This window comes from Methylobacterium aquaticum (assembly GCF_016804325.1).
GTDB lineage: Bacteria > Pseudomonadota > Alphaproteobacteria > Rhizobiales > Beijerinckiaceae > Methylobacterium > Methylobacterium aquaticum_C.
On the sequence record NZ_CP043627.1, the window covers coordinates 3,195,811 to 3,213,669 of the forward strand.

At 70.5% G+C, this 17,859-nt stretch carries 17 protein-coding genes; 6 read left to right on the forward strand and 11 right to left on the reverse strand.

Going from position 1 to position 17,859, the window contains the following annotated elements:
• The first annotated feature begins 139 nt into the window (after positions 1–139).
• Together F1D61_RS34210 and F1D61_RS34215 are read left to right on the forward strand one after the other, a co-directional pair.
• Positions 140–652 (forward strand): FUSC family protein, encoded by a 513-nt coding sequence (locus F1D61_RS34210; protein ID WP_246775884.1) that lies wholly within the window; start codon positions 140–142, stop codon positions 650–652.
• Complete coding sequence (locus F1D61_RS34215; protein WP_246775885.1) at positions 598–1,242, forward strand: hypothetical protein; 645 nt, start codon at positions 598–600, stop codon at positions 1,240–1,242. The genes F1D61_RS34210 and F1D61_RS34215 overlap by 55 nt, the downstream gene beginning before the upstream one ends.
• A 356-nt stretch (positions 1,243–1,598) precedes the next feature.
• On the opposite strand, the gene F1D61_RS14560 is transcribed toward F1D61_RS34215, so the two are convergent.
• The 3 genes from F1D61_RS14560 to F1D61_RS14570 form a co-directional block, all read right to left on the reverse strand.
• Positions 1,599–2,222 carry a LysE family transporter gene (locus F1D61_RS14560; RefSeq protein WP_203158620.1) on the reverse strand — a complete coding sequence of 208 codons (624 nt, stop codon included), beginning with the start codon at positions 2,220–2,222 and terminating at the stop codon, positions 1,599–1,601.
• Positions 2,223–2,481: 259 nt separating this feature from the next.
• On the reverse strand, positions 2,482–3,294 hold the full coding sequence (locus F1D61_RS14565) for a general stress protein (protein WP_203158621.1): 813 nt from the start codon (positions 3,292–3,294) through the stop codon (positions 2,482–2,484).
• 49 nt (positions 3,295–3,343) lie between these two features.
• Entirely contained in the window at positions 3,344–3,736 is a 393-nt protein-coding gene (locus F1D61_RS14570) for a hypothetical protein (RefSeq protein WP_203158622.1), read from the reverse strand.
• 326 nt (positions 3,737–4,062) lie between these two features.
• On the opposite strand from F1D61_RS14570, the gene flhA reads away from it, so the two are divergent.
• From flhA to F1D61_RS14585, 3 genes are all read left to right on the forward strand, one after another.
• Positions 4,063–6,207: a flagellar biosynthesis protein FlhA gene (flhA, locus tag F1D61_RS14575; RefSeq protein ID WP_203158623.1), complete on the forward strand. Its 2,145-nt coding sequence runs from the start codon at positions 4,063–4,065 to the stop codon at positions 6,205–6,207.
• A gap of 271 nt (positions 6,208–6,478) precedes the next feature.
• Positions 6,479–7,678 (forward strand): Gfo/Idh/MocA family protein, encoded by a 1,200-nt coding sequence (locus tag F1D61_RS14580; protein WP_203158624.1) that lies wholly within the window; start codon positions 6,479–6,481, stop codon positions 7,676–7,678.
• A gap of 59 nt (positions 7,679–7,737) precedes the next feature.
• Positions 7,738–8,268 (forward strand): gamma carbonic anhydrase family protein, encoded by a 531-nt coding sequence (locus tag F1D61_RS14585; protein WP_203158625.1) that lies wholly within the window; start codon positions 7,738–7,740, stop codon positions 8,266–8,268.
• A 51-nt stretch (positions 8,269–8,319) separates the two neighbouring features.
• Here F1D61_RS14585 and F1D61_RS14590 read toward each other — a convergent pair whose 3' ends face one another.
• From F1D61_RS14590 to F1D61_RS14625, 8 genes are all read right to left on the reverse strand, one after another.
• A complete protein-coding gene (locus F1D61_RS14590) occupies positions 8,320–8,571 on the reverse strand; it encodes a hypothetical protein (RefSeq protein WP_203158626.1) in 252 nt (83 codons plus the stop codon).
• A gap of 621 nt (positions 8,572–9,192) precedes the next feature.
• The gene (locus tag F1D61_RS14595) at positions 9,193–10,101 is read right to left on the reverse strand and encodes an SGNH/GDSL hydrolase family protein (protein ID WP_203158627.1); all 909 of its coding nucleotides are present in this window, start codon (positions 10,099–10,101) and stop codon (positions 9,193–9,195) included.
• Entirely contained in the window at positions 10,062–11,159 is a 1,098-nt protein-coding gene (locus F1D61_RS14600) for an OpgC family protein (RefSeq protein WP_203158628.1), read from the reverse strand. Before F1D61_RS14600 ends, F1D61_RS14595 begins: the two co-directional genes overlap by 40 nt.
• Positions 11,160–11,262: 103 nt before the next feature.
• The gene (locus F1D61_RS14605; RefSeq protein ID WP_432443305.1) at positions 11,263–11,625 is read right to left on the reverse strand and encodes a hypothetical protein; all 363 of its coding nucleotides are present in this window, start codon (positions 11,623–11,625) and stop codon (positions 11,263–11,265) included.
• Positions 11,626–11,659: 34 nt separating this feature from the next.
• Entirely contained in the window at positions 11,660–13,210 is a 1,551-nt protein-coding gene (locus tag F1D61_RS14610; protein ID WP_203158630.1) for a S10 family peptidase, read from the reverse strand.
• 286 nt (positions 13,211–13,496) lie between these two features.
• Positions 13,497–13,949: a DNA polymerase III subunit chi gene (locus F1D61_RS14615; protein WP_203158631.1), complete on the reverse strand. Its 453-nt coding sequence runs from the start codon at positions 13,947–13,949 to the stop codon at positions 13,497–13,499.
• Between the two features lie 62 nt (positions 13,950–14,011).
• A complete protein-coding gene (locus tag F1D61_RS14620; protein ID WP_203158632.1) occupies positions 14,012–15,829 on the reverse strand; it encodes a methylmalonyl-CoA mutase family protein in 1,818 nt (605 codons plus the stop codon).
• Positions 15,830–15,919: 90 nt separating this feature from the next.
• Positions 15,920–16,723, reverse strand: a complete 804-nt coding sequence (locus F1D61_RS14625) for an undecaprenyl-diphosphate phosphatase (RefSeq protein WP_203158633.1) — start codon at positions 16,721–16,723, stop codon at positions 15,920–15,922.
• 407 nt (positions 16,724–17,130) lie between these two features.
• Between F1D61_RS14625 and F1D61_RS14630 the strand changes: the two genes are divergently transcribed.
• Positions 17,131–17,823 (forward strand): glutathione S-transferase family protein, encoded by a 693-nt coding sequence (locus F1D61_RS14630; protein ID WP_203158634.1) that lies wholly within the window; start codon positions 17,131–17,133, stop codon positions 17,821–17,823.
• The last annotated feature ends 36 nt before the right edge of the window (positions 17,824–17,859 follow it).

Consider the following 17,859-nt stretch of genomic DNA (forward strand, 5'->3'; position numbering starts at 1 on the left):
CCTGACCTTCGCGTTGCCGTCCACCCCTCAGTCGTAGGGATATCGCATGGGTGCGGTAAAGCCCGGATGACGGTGCGATCACCGGCGAACCGGCCCCGCGGCGATTGACTCGGCGACCCGCACCCGCTCTGACCCCGCCATGGCCTCTCTCCCGGACTCCTTGCGCCGCGCCCTCGACCGCCAGCGGCCGCGCGTGACGCAGGCCGTCCGGATGACCGTGGCGAGCCTCACGACCTTCCTGCTCGCCGAGGCGCTCGGGCTGCCGCAGGGCTACTGGGCAGTCATCACCGCGCTCATCGTCACCCAGAGCAGCGTCGGCGGCTCGCTCAAGGCGGCGTTCGACCGCTTCCTCGGATCGGTCATCGGCGCCTGCTACGGCGGCGCGGTCGCCTTCGCGATCCCGCATCACGGCGGCGCCTCGACCTTCGCGGCGCTGTTCGTGGCGGTGGCGCCCCTCACCTTCGCGGCGGCGGTCTCGGCGGGGTTCCGGATCGCGCCGATCACCGCCATCATCGTGCTGCTCTCCACCACCGGCTCGACGCTCGGCCCCTCGCCTTCGCCCTCGACCGGATCTTCGAGATCGGCCTCGGCTGCGTCGTGGGCCTCGCCGTCTCGCTCCTGGTGGCGCCGGCCCGGGCGGCGCGCGCGGTGACGGGCCAGGCCGCGCGCCTCGCGCGCCTGCTCGCCGACCAGCTCGCGGCGCTGGCGCGCCTCGATGCCGTGGAGACGCCGGAGGCCAAGGCCCTGCCGCCGGCCGTGCGCCGGGCGCTGGCGCGCCTCGAGACCCTGGCCGGCGAGGCCGCCCGCGAGCGCCGCAGCCGGCTCTCCGCCGCCCCCGACCCGGACCCGCTGCTGCGCACCCTGATGCGACTGCGCCACGACCTCGTGCTCCTGCGCCGCGCCATCGCGGAGGCCGACGCGGAGGTGCTGCGGGTCCATCTCGCCGGGGCCTGGGGCGAGGCCGCCCGGGCCGCGGCGGGCCGCCTGCGCGATCTCGCCGATGCGCTCGCGGAAGGCCGCCGGCCCGCCGGCGACGACGTGGCCCTCGCGGCGGCGATCGCCGGCTACCGCGACGCCATCGACGGGATGCGCCGTCGCCAGGTGACGCGTACGCTTTCCACCGATGCCGTCGGCCGCATCTTCTGGCTCGCCTTCAGCCTGGAGCAACTGCGGCGCAACCTCGACGATCTCGCCGCGCGGGCGAAGGACTTTTCGGGGTTGGAAAGCCGCGGCGAGGGCTGAGCGACCGGTATCAGGGCCTGTTTTAATTGCGAATAATTGGCCGCAACGACCTTTTCTATCCCTCTCGCGACCTCATCCTGAGGTGCGACTGAAAGGAGCCTCGAAGGAGGGCTCCAGAAGTCTTCGCGATCCCTGAAACCCTCCTTCGAGGTCAGTCGATTTTCAATCGGCTGACACCTCAGGATGAGGTCGTGTGTGGGAGTAATACCAACGGTCGTTGGAAACGACCTTTGGTTCCGTTCTCGATTTTTCGTCAAGCCTCTGGCTTGGCATCGAAAATTCGAGATGGCTCAATGGCTCGATGCGTCAGCATCTTGGGTCATTGGCATAAGTGCTTGAGCCGATCAAACAGCCTCTCAGCCGGCGAGCGCATGCCGGACGGCGAGGGCGGCGCAGGCCACGAGCAGCACCGCCAGGACGAGGCGGGCGGGACGCCCGGTGCCGGCGAGCCGCGCCCGGCAGGCGGGCCGCGCGAGGACGAGGCCGACGAGGCCGAACCACGTCGCCGCCATGCAGAACACCGCGGCCCCCGCCACGGGCACCGCGGCCCGGTCCGGATGGGCCAGGAAGAAGCCGGCGAAGAAGGCGAGGCTCACCGGGTTGGTCACCGCCGCCCCGAGGCCGAGGGCGAAGGTGCCGGCGTCGCGCCCCGGTGCGAACCGGGCCGGATCGTCGGGGAGGCCGGCCCGGCCGCTCGCCAGCCGGTAGGCGGCACGCAGCATCAGGAGCGCGAACAGCGCCGTGCCGAGGCCGGTGACGAGCCGTCCTGCCGGCAGCAGCGAGGCGCCGAGCCCGGCAAAGGCCGCCGCCAGCCCGGCGCCGCAGGCGACCCCGAGGGCGGCGACGAGCGGGCCGCGCCCGGAGCCTGCGACGCCTGCCCGCAAAACCACCAGCAGGTTGGGACCGGGCGCGGCGAGGACCGGGGCATAGGCGGTGACGAGCGGCCCCAGCACCGCCGGCCACGCTTCGGCGTCGAACATCCGGCATCCCCCCGGCGCTCCCTGCGCCGTCAGGGGTCCATAAAGATGCCAAAACCCGCGTGCGCGCGTCATGCGATTGGAGGAGGCGGGCTCTGCCGACGCACAGTTCCGCATCGGCGATCGCAAGTTTTCGTCCAGTCGACGAGTCGCCGGCTCGATGATGCGGCAGTCGACCGACAATCCGGCCGCCTGCGACGCACAAAAGGAAGCGGCGGCAGGGTCGCCCCTGCCGCCGCCTGGTCGATTCAGCGGGTCGCCGTTAGCGCCGCTCGGTGCCCATCGGCTGGCGGACCGGGGGCAGCTCGTCCTCAATGCCGAGATGGCGCTCGCGGGTGGTGCCGGGCAGGCCGGGATCGACGACGGTCTGGCTGGTCGGCGCGGCGCCGGCCGCGAAGGGCATGCCGCCGGTATTGAGGCCGGTGGTGGTGCTGCCGGCCGCACCCACCGCCGACGAGCCGCCGGCCACCGCCGCCGGGTTGGTCAGCGCGGGAGCGGTCTCGTCGTGGCGACCGGTCCAGCCCTCCTGGCGCCAGCCGCGGGTACGGTCGTCCATGTCGACCGAGCCGTGCTCCTTCAGGATGCCGTGGACGCGGTCGGCATGGGCGTCGTCGGCCCGGACGGTGACGAGCGTGCCGCCGCGGCGCACGCCCTCGGCGTAGGTATGGGCCTGCTCCTCGCTCAAGCCCGCCCCGGTGAGCGAACCGATCAGGCCGCCCGCCGCCGCGCCGACGCCGGCGCCGGCGACGGTGGCGACGAGCCAGCCCGCGGCGACCACCGGGCCGACGCCCGGGATGGCGAGGAGGCCGAGGCCGGTCAGCAGGCCGGCGCCGCCGCCGAGCACGGTGCCGATCGAGGCGCCGGCCCCGGCGCCGTTCGAGGCGTCATGCGCGGTCTCGCCGGTCGTCGTCGTGGTCGTGTCGCGCCGGCCGATATGGCTCGAATAGCGCTCGTCCTGGTTGTTGGCCACGATGCTGATGTCGGAATGCGGCACGCCGGCCGCCTCCACCTTGCGCACGGCCGCGGAGGCCTCGTCGTAGCTGTCGAACAGGGCCGAGATGGTACGGGTCGCCATGGGCGTCGTCCTTGTGGTCTGAGAAGGGGAATCCGGGGCGTCGAGGTGCTTAGCGCGCGGTCGAGACGTTGCCCTTGAAGTCGAGGCCGACCATCACGGTGTTGCCGGACTGCATCGCCTGGCCGCGCCAGATGCCCTGGTCGTCCTTCTTCAGGTCCGTCACGTTCTTGAAGCCGGCCTGCTCCATGCGGCTGCGGGCCTGGCCCTCGGTGAAGCTGTTGGCGCCGGGCTCGAGCTTGACGTTGGTGGCGACCGTCCCGGTGCTGCCCGGGTTGTTCTTGTCCATCATGTCGGTGTTGGGCCGGGTCACCGCTTCCTGGCCCTGGGAGTGCGTGCTGGGCTTGGCGTCGCGGGCCGGGTCGCCCGTCACGGTGGTCTGGGCCTGGGCCGCGCCCGCGCCGAACATGCCGAGAGCCGCGAGGGTGATGAGGGTCTTGCGCATGATCTCCTCGAACCTTGTCTGACCGATCGATGCTGTCTCAATCGTTGCAGGGCGGCTTGGTTCCGCAGGAGGAACGTTGAACCTGGGGTCTTTCCCGGATTTCGGAATGTTTCTTATTCAGCTTGACCGTCGGAACCGAAATCTTTGTCTTTCGTTCGTGGTGCGGCGCACAAAAATAGAACACGAGACTTGTTCCCGTTCGGAACCGGAGCGGTTGTCGTCGGGCGCGGCCCCGAGGCGCCGACGGGTCAGGTCGGGGTTCGTTAACCCTTCCCTAACCATGGACCCGGCAGGAATTGCCGGGTCGACGGGAAGGTGGATCTTCGATGAGCGAGACCGGGGCACTCGGCGCGGGCCGCATCTTCGTCCTGCCGACGCGGGCCGACCTGCTGGCGCTGACGCGCCGCAGCGACATCGTGCTGGCCGTCTCGGTGCTGACCATCCTGGTCGTGCTGATCTTCCCGCTGCCGGCCCTCCTGCTCGACCTCCTGCTGGCGGTCTCGATCATCCTGTCGGTCCTGATCCTGATGACCGGGCTGTTCATCGAGAACCCGCTCGAATTCACGGTCTTCCCGACGGTGCTGCTCATCACCACGATGCTGCGGCTGGCGCTCAACCTCGCCTCGACGCGGCTGATCCTCGGCCACGGCCACGAGGGCACGGCGGCGGCGGGGCACGTCATCGAGGCCTTCGGGCATTTCGTGATGGGCGGCAACTTCCTGATCGGGATCATCGTCTTCGCGATCCTGATCATCGTGAACTTCGTCGTCATCACCAAGGGCTCGGGGCGCATCGCGGAAGTCGCGGCCCGCTTCTCCCTCGACGCGATGCCCGGCAAGCAGATGGCGATCGACGCCGACCTCTCGGCGGGCCTCATCGACGAGAAGACCGCCCGCACCCGCCGCCAATCGCTCGAGGACGAATCCTCGTTCTTCGGCGCCATGGACGGCGCCTCGAAATTCGTCCGCGGCGACGCGATCGCGGCTTTGCTCATCACCTTCATCAACGTGGTGGGGGGCATCATCATCGGCGTCGCCCAGCAGGGCATGACCTTTGCCGATGCCGGCAAGACCTACACCCTGCTCACCGTCGGCGACGGCCTCGTCAGCCAGGTTCCGGCCCTGATCGTCTCGACGGCGGCCGGCCTCCTCGTCTCCAAGGCCGGCGTGCGCGGCGCCGCCGGCCGGGCGCTCGGTCGCCAGATCGCCAACTACCCCAAGGCGCTCGGCATGTCGGCCGGCGTGATGCTGCTCATCGGGCTCCTGCCCGGCATTCCGATGCTGCCGTTCCTGTCGCTGGGCCTCGGGGCCGCCTACCTCGCCCGCCGCATCGCGCTTCTCCCCAAGCCCGTGGACGAGGATGCCCCCGGCGGCGCCGTCACGGTCGACGGGGCCGTGACCGGGTCCGGCGCCGGGTCGGGCTCCTCCGCCAAGGAGGAGACCGCGGCCGACCTCCTCAAGCTCGACGACCTGAAGCTCGAGATGGGCTACGCGCTGCTCGCCCTCGTCAACGGGCCGGAGGGCCAGGACCGCCTCACCGACCAGATCCGGGCCCTGCGCCGGCAGCTCGCCGCCGAGCTCGGCTTCGTGATGCCCTCGGTGCGGATCCTCGACAACGTCCAGCTCGACGCCAACACCTACGTCGTGCGGGTGAAGGAGATCGAGGCCGGGACCGGCCAGGTCTTCCCGGGCCAGTTCATGGCGATGGACCCGATGGGCGGCCAGGTGCAGCTGCCCGGCCAGCACCTGATGGAGCCGACCTTCGGCCTGCCGGCGACCTGGGTCGATGCCAGCTTACGCGACGAGGCCCAGCTCAAGGGCTACACCGTGGTCGATGCCGCGACCGTGGTCTCGACCCACCTGACCGAGGTGATCAAGGCCCACGTCTCCGACCTCCTCAACCACGTCGAGGTCCACAAGCTCCTGAAGGAACTGCCGAAGGAGCACGGCGAGCTCATCAAGGAGATCGTCCCGGCCCAGATCGCCACCACGGGCATCCAGCGGGTGCTGCAATACCTGCTCTCCGAGCGGGTCTCGATCCGCGACCTCGGCACCATCGTCGAGGGCATCGCCGAGGTTTCCGGCCACATCAAGAATCCCCGCGACATCGTCGAGCACGTCCGCGCCCGCCTCGGCCGCCAGATCTGTGCGCAGTACCAGGGTCCGGGCGGCGTCCTGCCGATCATCACCCTGTCGCCGGCCTGGGAGACCGCCTTCATGGAGGCGATCGTCGGCCACGGCGACGAGCGCCACTTGGCGATGCAGCCGTCCAAGCTGTCGGATTTCGTCACCACGGTGCGCGACCGCTTCGAGGAGGCGGCGCGGATGGGCGAGATGCCGGTCCTCGTCACCTCGGTCCAGTCCCGGCCCTTCGTGCGCTCGATCATCGAGCGCTTCCGCCGCGAGACCCCGGTGATGAGCCAGGCGGAGATCCACCCGCGGGCCCGCCTCAAGACCGTCGGTTCGGTCTGACGAGACGACCCGAAGATCTCGCTGAGCCACCCGCGCGGCGAGGCCACCGCCTCGACTTGCCGGGCGCGACCCCGCCCCGTCATGGATTGGAATCGTTAAACTCTGCCCGCGCCGATCGACGTCCGATACCTGACCGTCCCTCCGAAAGCGGTAAGCCGCAACTTAATCCTCCCCTGGAGTGTGGGCCGCTCCCCGGCCCTTTGTGCCGGTTCGATAGGTCGCACCCTGGTCTAGCCTTCGCGGCGCAACACGGACACGGGGAGCAGGTCAGGTGGCGACCATCGGCATCGTCGGCACGGGATTCGTGGCCGATTACTACATGCGCTCCCTGGCGACCCTGCCGGAGGTGACGGTCGCCGGGGCCTGGGACATCGACCGGGACCGGCTGCACGCCTTCCGCATGTACTGGCGCGTCGAAGCCGCCGCGAGCCTCGACGACCTGATCGGCCGGCGGCCCGACCTGATCCTCAACCTGACCAATCCCGGCTCGCACTACGCCGTGAGCCTGGCCTGCCTGGAGGCGGGGCTGCCGGTCTACTCGGAAAAGCCGCTGGCGACCCGCCTCGACGACGCCCGCCACCTCCACCGGGTCGCCACCGAGCGGGGCGTGATGCTGGCCTCGGCCCCGTGCAGCGCGCTGGGCGAGAGCGCCCAGATCGTCTGGAAGGCCCTGCGCGAGCGGGTCATCGGCACGCCGCGCCTCGTCTATGCCGAGATCGACGACGGCTTCCTGATCCGGGCGCCGCACGAGACCTGGCGCAGCGAATCCGGCGCGCCCTGGCCGGTGCAGGACGAGCTGGCGGTGGGCTGCGCCCTCCAGCATGCCGGCTACTACCTGACCTGGCTGATCGCGATGTTCGGCTCGGTGACCCGGGTCGCGGCGGCCTCGGCCGAGGTGCTCGGCCTGACGCTGGCGGACGGGGCGAGGGCCGCGCCGACCTATGCCAGCGCCTCGCTGTTCTTCGAGAGCGGAGTGGTGGCGCGCCTGACCTGCTCGGTGGTGGCGCCGCACGACCATTCCTTACGCATCTTCGGCGACGAGGGCATCCTGGAGGTGGGCGAGTGCTGGTCGAACGACGCCCCCGTGCGGCTGCGCCGCCGGCATGTGGTGCGCCGCCGCCTGATCGATTCCCCCCTCGCCCGCCGCCTGCGCGTCGCGGGCCCGACCCACGCCAAGGTCGGGCGCAAGGGCGCGACGGCGATGAACTTCGCGCTGGGCCCGCAGGAGATGCTGGCGGCGCGGGCGGAAGGGCGCCCGAGCCGGCTCGATGCCGACCTCGCCCTGCACCTCACCGAGGTGGCCCTCGCGATCCAGGGCGCCGGCGACGGCACCGGCCACCAGGAGATCGCCTCCCGGGCCGGTGCGGTGGCGCCGATGCCGTGGGCGATGGACGACCGGGCGATGGCGGACCGGGCGATGGAAGGGCGGGCCAGGGATGATCGGGCAAGCGCCGACCGGGCGACGGCGTGATCGGGCTGACGGCGCCGGTCCGGCATGCGAAAGGAGGCGCAGAACAGGAGGAATCCGCGATGCCGCTCTACGCCCTCGACACCGTCAGCCCGATCCTGCCGGAGGATGGCAGCGCCTGGATCGCGCCCGACGCCCACGTGATCGGCCGCGTGCGGCTCGGCCGCGAGACCGGGGTGTGGTTCGGCGCGGTCATCCGCGGCGACAACGAGCCGATCACGGTCGGCGACCGCACCAACATCCAGGAAGGCGCGGTGCTCCACACCGATGCGGGCTTCCCGCTCACCCTGGGCGAGGGCATCACCGTCGGGCACGGCGCCATCGTGCATGGCTGCACGATCGGCGACAACTCGCTCATCGGGATGGGCGCGACGATTCTCAACGGCGCCAGGATCGGCCGCAACTGCCTCGTCGGCGCCAACGCGCTGGTGACCGAAGGCAAGGAGTTTCCCGACAACAGCCTGATCGTCGGCGCCCCGGCCAAGGCGGTGCGGGTGCTGGACGAGGCGGCGGTGGCGGGCCTGCGCGCCTCGGCCGACCGCTACGTCGCCAATGCCAAGCGGTTTTCGCAAGGGCTGCGGCGGGTGGATTGAGGGGTTTTCGAGCGGGTTCCGGTGTTCGAGATGTAATCATTTTTTACGGGGTTATCGAAATCGGTAACCCCACCAAGCCCCGAATCCCCCGGGACGGGTGAGCGCTCCCGGCGTCATCTCGCGCTCCTTGTTCACCTGCGGCGCGTTGCGCAACGCCTCGCGTTCGCGGTCGATCTTGGCGGCGTTGCGCTTGATCGCTCGGGGGCCTGCCCAGGCGGCGGGCACGGCGAGCGCGGGAGGAACGAGGAGCAGAAGTTCGCATCCGTCCATCACCGGAGCCCTTCGATCATCGATCTCGCCCACCCATGTCGGCCCCCGGCGACCAAAGCCCGAACGATCATGGCGATAAACGTCGGTTGGCCCGGCGGAGGGGTGGCAGCCAGGGAAAACTCGGAGCTTGTTTGAGTGTGGTTTTCTGTCAAATACTATATAAAATTAAGATCGTCCTGCCCTACTGCCTCATACCGAGAGCCTGATTGAGCAGGTTTTCTACCCAATATTTGAGGCGGACGGGATCATCCTACCCTCTAAACTCATCCTGAGGTGCGAACGAAGTGAGCCTCGAAGGAGGGCTCCAGCTAGCTCGGAGATTTCTGGAGCCCTCCTTCGAGGTCAGTCCATCTCTGATGGACTGGCACCTCAGGATGAGGTCGTGGGTAGGAAGGGCTGGAACCGCACGTGAACGGTCCTGTCGTCAACCGTGGCCTCGCAACCGTGTATTGCTCTAGATTTTTGACTCTGCCGCATCTTTTGCGGCGGATCGATATCCCATTCGTTGGAAACTGCTCCAACGCTTCAGGGTCGAGCGCTGAGCGTTCCGCCTTTTCCTGGAACTTCAACGGTTATGAATCCCGGCTGCCGCTTTCGCGGCCTCGGGAAGGCGAGGAGGACGTCAGACCTGTAGGCCGCCCGGCCAGTCCATTCTCAATTCGCCGGCACGGGCACCGGCGTCGCCGGCACGGCCACCGCGTCCGGCTGGAGCAGCGAGACGGTGATCGCCCGGGTGACGTGCTCGGCCATGCAGCGATAGCCGAGATCGGCGAGGCGGAAGCCGGCCCCGGACTGGGCGGTGTCGCCGCCCTTCAGCGCGCTGATCGCCCGGGTGGCGAGGTAGCGCATCGCCTCGTAGCGCTGGACCAGCGGCACCTGCTCGCGCTCGGCGACCTTCTGGATCGCCTGGACGAACTGGCGGTAATAGTCGTCCTTGGCGAGGCTCGCAGTGTATTGCGGATCGACCAGCACCACGTCGATGCCGTGCGACTTGATCCAGGCCACGGTCTCGGCCAGGGACTGCGAGAAATCCTCGATGTCGACGCGGGCGAGCGCGTCGTTGCCGCCGACCTGCCACACCACCAGATCTGGCTCGATCTCCGCCACCTGGTTGCGCAGGCGCTCCGCCGCCCCGAAGGCGATCTCGCCGGAGACGCCGCGGCTCTCCACCGTCACCTCGATGTCGGGGAGCGAGCGGGTGAGCGCGTCCTCGAGCCGCACCGGATAGGTGGCGGCGGTGCCAAGCCCCCCGGAATTGGAGCCGATGGTCAGAACCTGGACCGCGCGGTGCTCGCGCAGGGCCTTCTTCACCGCCTTGAGCTTGGCCAGGGTGTAGAGCTTGGACCCGGGCACCCGGCATTCCGGCGAGAGGCTCGGATCGGGCGCGTCCGCACTCGGCGCGGTGGCCTGGAGCGCCGGGATCTCGGCATGGGCCGGCGCTTGCGCAGGCTGGACCTGAGCAGGCGGGGGCGTGGTCGATTGGGCCTGGACGGCGAAGCCGAGGCCGGCAACCAGGGCGACGCTCACGCCGCCGAGGAGGGACGGGGAGAGCGAGAGCGCCATTCGACGAACCATGCCGTGAAGGAGAGGGAGGCTACCCCGCATCCTACGACAAACACATCGGTCGCGAAACCTCCCCCCGTCCAGAACCGAATCAGTTGTGCACCGAGGCTGGCGATCGAGGCGACCGAGAACACGGCGAGGGAGTTGCGCCCGAGGCCGGCGAGCTGCCCGGTGAGCCAGCGCGCCCGCGGCTGGACCAGGCCGAACACCGCCTGGAAGGCGAGGAGCACGCCGAGGAAGTGGATCAGCCGGGCCGGCGACAGGTAGGACTTGTCGAAGATGAACAGGAGCCGGGGCTCCGGCACCGCCAGCGGATCGGGCCGCAGGTTGAACCAGGACAGGACCGCGCCGACGATCACGATGACGATGCCGAGCGGCATCAGCCGGCGGCGCCAGGCCAGGAACCGCTCCGAGCCGCGCCGCCATTCATGCGCCGCGAAGCCGAGCACCAGCAGCAACTGCCAGCACAGGGGGTTGAAGAACCAGTGCCCCTCCACCGGCCAGCTCGGGATGTTGATCTCGAAGACCAGGCTCACGGCATAGAGCAGGGCCGAGAGCCCGACCGCCAGCCCGAGATGCACCCGCGACAGGAGCACGAAGGCCGGCGCGAGGCCGAGCAGCACGACGTAGAGCGGCAGGATGTTGAAGAAGCCGAGCTGGTGCAGCAGCGTCACCCAGCCGACGGTGGCCTGGATCGGGTCGCTGAAGATCGGCCCGGCATTGTGCCATTCCACCAGCAAGGGGTTGTCGAGGTAGAGGGCCGCGCCCGCCAGCATCGCCAGCGCGATGGCCGTGACGACGAGCTGCGCCCGGTACACCTCGACCATGCGCGAGAGCAGCCGCAGGACCGTGCGCAGGGCCGGCTCCGGCACCCCGTCGCGCCCTCTCGTGGCGATGCCGATCGACCAGCCGGCCAGGAACACGAACAGCTCGGCCGCGTCCGAGATCCCGTACTGGGAATAGGTGTAGTTCTGGAAGACGTTGCCCGGGATGTGGTTGATGAAGATCGTGACCAGGGCGATGCCCCGCCAGAAATCGACCGCATTCGGTTCACGCATGATGCCCGTGGTCCCTCATGCCCTGGTCACTCTCATGGATCTGCGGGCGCCGCCGGAGCGGTGGGGGCGCCCGTCCTGTCGCTCGGACGGCGGGGCCCCTGCCCTACTTCACGATCCGGTCGAGGCGGTTGTTGACGAAGAAGTACAGCTCCTTCGCGCCGGGCTCGGTGTAGAGCACCTGCACCTCGCGCTGGCCGCGCCCGCTCTCGCCGACGAGCACGTCGGTCGGCGGCTTGCCCTTCAGGCGCACCAGCTCGCACTCGCCGATGCCGGGGGCGATCTCCGTCGCGGTGCTCGGGACCGTGCCGGTGCAGGTGCCGTCCTGAGCCAGGACCGGCCCCCAGCTCGGGGTCGGCGGCGGGGCGGGTTTCGGCGGGCTCGCGAGGTTCACCGGCGGGGCGGCGCGGTCGGTGCTGCTGCACCCGGCCAACGGCAGACCCGCCAGAGCCGCGCCCATCAGGGCGATTCCGATCACCGTCCGCCGCATCGTGCCCCGCCCGTCATCGACCCTCGGCGCCGCTGCGCCGCGCCGCCAGGGCCGTCTCGTAGAGGCGGAGCGCGTCCCCGCGCAAGGCCGCCCGCGAGCCTTTGCGGAAATAGAACATGTGGCCGCCGGGATAGACCGACAGGGAGAGGCGCTCGCTGCCGCCATAGGCCGGCATCTGGTCGAGGATCAGCTTGGAGGCGAAGTAGGGCGTGACGAGGTCGGTATAGCCGTGGGCGACGAGCACCCGCAGGTCGCCGTCGAGGGACAGCGCCTGGCGCAGGTCGCTCACCACCTCCGGGGCGGAGCGGCCGCCGCCCCAGTTCCAGCCGAGGTTGACCGCGTTGTTGAGGAGTTCGTAGCGCAGGTTCGGCACCCGCCAGTTCAGGGTGCGGGCGGTGAGGTCGATGGCGGCGCTGGTGAGCGGCGCCACCATGGCGGTGAGGACCGGGTCGGCGAAGCGGCCTTGCGCGGCGCTCGGATCCGGGTCCCAGCCGGTGATGCCGGTATCGTAGGCGCTCGCCACCCGCCCCGCATCGCGGTCGGCCTCGCGCTGGTAGCTGGCCCCCGCCACCCGGCCGGCCTGGCGGCGCACCAGGGCGGGATCGAGCCCGGTCAGGCCTGCGACGCGCTCGGTCATCCGGTCGATGGCGGCCTTGTCCGCGGGTCCGCGCAGGAGGTCGGCGAGGTAGGGGCCGGTGGCATAGGCCTCCGCCGCCGCCATCCGGGCGGGGTCGGGGGTCTCGCCGCGCTTCTCCAGGCCGGCGGCGGCGAGCGAGGGCAGCCGCGTCACCGCGCCGAGCGGGTTGTGGCGCGGCGGCTGGAGATATCCGAAATCGAGGACCGGCGAGAGCAGGACCAGCCCGGAGAGCCCGATTCCGACGTCGTCCTGGAGCTTGCGTGCGACGAGGGGCCCGCGAAAGCCGCCATAGCTCTCGCCGAGGAAGAATTTCGGGGAGGTGAGCCGGTCGTTGGTGCGCAGCCAGCGGGCGATGACCGCCGACAGGACGGCCGCGTCGCTCTCGATGCCGTAATAGCGCTTCGCATCGTCGCCGGTGGCGCGGCTGTAGCCGGTGCCGACGGGATCGATGAAGACGAGATCGGTGAAATCGAGCCAGGTCTCGTCGTTCGGCACCGTCACCGGCGCCATCGACGGGCTGATGCTGGTGCCCTCGAAGGGCAGGCGCCACGGCCCGACCGCCGCGAGGTTGAGATAGGCCGAGGCCGCGCCCGGCCCGCCATTGACCGCGAAGGTGACCGGCCGGGTCCGGGCCTCCTTGTCCGGCAGGGTGAAGGCCGTGACGGCGATCTCGGCCTGGAGCTTTCCGGACTCGTCGACCAGCGGCAGGCTGCCGGCCACCGCCGTGAATTTCAGGGTGCGGCCGTCGGAGAAGGTCAGGCTGTGCTGCGTCGTCGCGTCGGGGGGCAGGCGCCGGCCTTCGGGCTGGCGGGCTTCTTGGCGGGTTTCTTGGCGTGACTCTTGGCGGGCAGGCTGCGCGACAAGCGGCGCGGCTCCGAGACAGAGGGCCGCCGCGACGGTGAGGATCCGGGTCGTGATGTGGGTCATGACGTCTCCTCGCGGGCGGGGGCCCTGGTCTATTCCACGACTGCCGCTCCCCTTCCTTCGAAAGATCGGGCGCGGGTTACCCCCTCCCCCCTCTGCGGGGGAGGGTGCCCCACGGAGTGGGGCGGGAGAGGGGCAGCGCGACGCTGCTCCAGGTGGCGCCCTTCACCTCGGTCGCGACCTCTCCGGAAGCGGCGTCCCCTCTCCCGGCTCACTCCGTTCGCCACCCTCCCCGCAGAGGGGGGAGGGTTCAACCAGTGCTCGTTCTTCCCCCTGGGCAAACCCAGCATCACGCCTTCTTCTGCCAGCGGCCGCGCTCGTCCTGCTGCCAGTAGGCGACGCTGTGGCCGGCCTCCTTGGCGCCGCGCCACTGCTCGCGGGCATGCAGCAGGGCGTCCTGGTCCGTGCCGTCGAACAGGATGCAGATGCGCTGGTAGGTGGCCGCGTCGTCGGGCAGGGCCGCGCCCTCGACCAGGAAGCGGATCGAGGCGCCGTTCGGGTTGGCGTCGTGCAGGGTGAGAACCACCGGCTGGGTGGCGCAATCGGGATCGCGGTCGGTGCCGTGGGGCAGGAAACTCTCCTCCGAGAAGACCCAGAGGTGATCGTCGAGGGCCTGGAGCCGCTCCTCGCTCATCGCCTGCACGGCGACGCGCCATTGCCGCTCCAGGGATTTCTCCAGGAGGCTCGGCAGCACCTGTTCCAGGGGCTGGCGCTGCATGTGGTAGAAAAGGATCTCGGTCACGGTGCTCACGAGATAGGGCGCCCCGGGCCGGGCGGCATCGGCTCGGGGCGCGGTGTCCGGCCTCAGGCGCTCGCCGCCTGTTGCGCCCGCTCCAGAAGCGTCACGAGGTCGCAGCCGGCATAGAGGTCGTGGGCGACGCCGGCTGCCCGCAACGGTGCTTCGAGGTCGCCCGGCCGGCCGGCGAGGAAGAGCGTGCCGGCGCCCGCTGCGCGCAGGGCCTCGGCCGCCGGCACCGCCTCCTCGGCATAGACCGCGTCCGAGGAGCACAGGCAGGCGAGCGGCGTGCCGGAATCGCGGAAGGCCGCGGCCATGGCGGCATGGTCCGCAAAGCCCTCGTTCGTCACCGCCTCGATGCCGCCGGCCTCGAAGGCGTTGCGGGCGAAGGTGGCGCGGGTGTTGAAGGCGCTCAAGGGCCCGAGATTGGCGAGGAAGACCCGCGGGCGCCGGCCCGTCCGGCCGAGGATCGCGTCGGAGGCGTCGCGCAGGGACTCGTAGGGCTCGGCGAGGCGCCGGGACGGCAAGGCGCCCTCCGGCGCGGCTTCCGCCGCCGGGGCGGGGCTCAGAACCGCCACGGGCGCCTCGTGCAGGTCCGGGAACTCGCTGGTGCCGGTGATCGGCTGGCGGCGCGTGGCGAGATCCGCGTCGCGGGTTTTTCGCAGGGCGGCGAGGCGGTCGGCCATCGCACCCGAGCGCAGGCTCCCGGCGATGCCCCCGTCCCGCTCGATCGCCTGGAACAGCGCCCAGGCCTCGACGCAGAGCTGGTCGGTCAGGGCCTCGAAGCCGCCGGCGCCGGCGGCCGGATCGGCGACGCGCCACAGGTTCGCCTCGTCGAGGAGGACGTGCTGGGTGTTGCGGGCGCAGCGGCGCGCGAAGGCGTCGGGCAGGCCCAAAGCCGCGGTGAAGGGCAGGACCGTCACCGCGTCGGCCCCGCCGAGGCCGGCCGAGAAGACGGCGGCGGTGGCCCGCAGCATGTTCACCCACGGGTCGCGCCGGGTGGTGCTGCGCCAGGCGGTCTCGGCGTGCAGGCGGATCGGCGCCGGCGTCAGCCCGCAGGCCTCCTCGATCCGCGCCCAGAGCCGGCGCAGGGCGCGGAACTTCGCCACGGTCAGGAACTCGTCGGACTCGGCCACCAGCAGGAAGGCCAGGGCGGCGCGGGCGCGCTCCAGATCGTGCCCGCCGGCCTCCAGCGCCCGCAGGGTGGCGAGCGCCCCCGACAGCACGGAGGCGAGTTCCAGCGCCTCGCTGGCGCCGGCCTCGTGGAAGGGCCGGGCATCGGCCAGGAAGGTGCGGCCGGTGAATCCCGCCGCCTCGACCTCGCGTAGCAGGTCGGCGAGGCCGGGCCAGGACGGCGCCGTCCCGGTCGCGGCCTGCACGGCGACCGGATCGAGGCCGAGATCGATGTCGAGGGCGGCGGGGTCGTCACCGCGGGCCTTGGCCAGGGTCAGGAGCGCCCGGGCGGCGTCCGGTCCGGCCGCGCCGGCATCGAGCCTGAGGCCGATCAGCGGCAGCATCACCCCGTCGAGCGCCGCCGCGATGGCCTGGGGCCCGGGCAGGCCGAAACCGCGGGCGGCGGGGCTGCCGGCCATCACCAGGGTCAGGGCGTCGGCGCCGCCTTCGAGGTCGGTCAGCGCCAGGGCATTGGCCTCACGGGGATCCGGATGGTCGACCCGCTGGCTCACCCGCCAGCGCCCCGGCGCGGCGCGGCCGGGCTGGGGCGCGGCCTCGGCCGGCGGATAGAGCGGCTGGATCGCGATGCCGTCGGGGGTGCGGCGCACCAGCCGCTTCTCGAAATCGGCCCCCTTGAGCACCCCGTCGACCAGGGCACGCCACTGCGCCTCCGTGGCGGCCGGAAACGCGGCGGCGAGCGTCGTATCGTCCATGGCGGGTCCTCGTGGCGCGGGGTCTTCTCCCTAACGCCAGGACATAACCGCGCCACACGCCATTGGTCGAGGTCCCCCGGACGAGTCCCGTCAGCCGAACACGATCAGCCCGGCGAATCCCGCCGCGCCGACGATGATGCGCCACCAGGCAAACAGCGCGAAGCCGTGGCGGGAGACGTAGTCGAGGAGCTTGCGGACCACGAACAGGGCCGACAGGAACGCCACCACGAAGCCGATGGCGATCAGCCCGACATCGTCCTTCGACAGGTTCTTGTAGTTGTCGAGCAGGTCCTTGGCGAAGGCGCCGGCCATGGTCGGCATGGCGAGGTAGAACGAGAACTCGGTGGCGGCGCGCTTGCCCGAGCCCATCAGCATGGCCCCCACGATGGTGGCGCCGGAGCGCGACACGCCGGGGATCATCGCCAGGCACTGGAAGAAGCCGATCTTCAGGGCCATCGGCAGCGAGAACTGGTGCACGTCGTCGTATTTCTGCTCCAGCTCGGTCTCGTCGATGACGAGGAGGACGAGGCCGCCGGCGACCAGGGTCGAGCAGATGATCCAGGGGTTGAACAGGTAGAACTTGATGTACTTCGAGAACAGGCCGCCGATGATGGCGGCGGGCAGGAACGCGATCAGGATCGCCAGGATGAAGCGGCGGGCATTCGGATCGCCGGGCGCGCGCCGCAGCAGGTCGAGGAGCTGACGGAAATAGACCCCGACGATCGCCAGGATGGCGCCGAGCTGGATCAGCACCTCGAAGGTGTTGTTGGGCGATTCGAACCCGATGAAGTGGCCGACGAGGAGCTGGTGCCCGGTCGAGGAGACCGGGATGAACTCGGTGGCGCCCTCGACGAGGGCGAGAATGACGGCCTTGCCGATGCTGGCGACGTCCATCACCGCGCTCCCCGCCGGGAATCCGCCGCGGGCCTGCCCGCTCGTCCTGTCGCCGTCGTCATGTCGCCTGCTCTCGTGGTCGCGCCGCGGGCGGTCGGGCGACCGCGTCCGGCGGGGATGGGAACGGGACCCGGGCCGCGCCCGCGTCGTGCACGCCGGTACGGCTCCACCTCTGTGGCAAGTCTGTGGTGGGGGGCATGCCGGGGGTTTAAGCCTCCCGACCGAGCCTTGCACCGACACGGTTGAGGCTCGGTTACCAGCACCCGTGACCCGTGTTAAGGATGCCGAAAGATATCCGTGTCTCGGTGACCAGACGTTAATCCTGCGGGGGTCAATTCGGAGACGCACGACCCACCGCGAGCCGACCTTCCAGGCCAGCCGACAGACGAAGCGCGAAACGGCCCCGCATGGCGACGCTCCACCATTCCTCGTTCTGCCCGCATTCCCGCTTCGTGCGCCTGATCATGGCCGAGATGGGCATGGAGCCCCAGCTCGTCGAAGAGCGCCCCTGGGAGCGCCGGGACGACTTCCTGATGATGAACCCCGCCGGCACCACCCCGGTGCTGGTCGAGGAAGGCGGGCTCGCGGTGCCGGGCGGCAGCGTCATCGCCGAGTATCTCGACGAGACGCGGGGCCTCGGCTTGGGCGGGATGCGGCTCCTGCCGGAATCCCCCGCCGCCCGGGTCGAGGTGCGGCGCCTGCTCGACTGGTTCCTGCAGAAGTTCGACCAGGAGGTGACCGGCTACCTCGTCACCGAGAAGATCCACAAGCGCTTCATGACCTCGCAGTACGGCGGCGGTCCGCCGGACATGAACGCGATCCGGGCGGCGCGCAGCAACGTGCGCTACCACCTGAAATACATCGGCTACCTGATCTCGCGGCGGAACTGGCTGGCGGGCAGCCAATTGACCTATGCCGACCTCGCCGCGGCGGCGCACCTGTCCTGCGTCGATTACCTCGGCGACGTGCCGTGGGACGAGGACGAGATGGCCCGGAACTGGTACGCGCGGGTGAAGTCGCGCCCCTCGTTCCGCAGCCTGCTCGCCGACCGGGTGGCCGGGATGGCCCCGGCCGACCATTACGCGGATCTGGACTTCTGAACCCCAAAGCCCTCCAGACCCCGAGGCCCGCCGCCG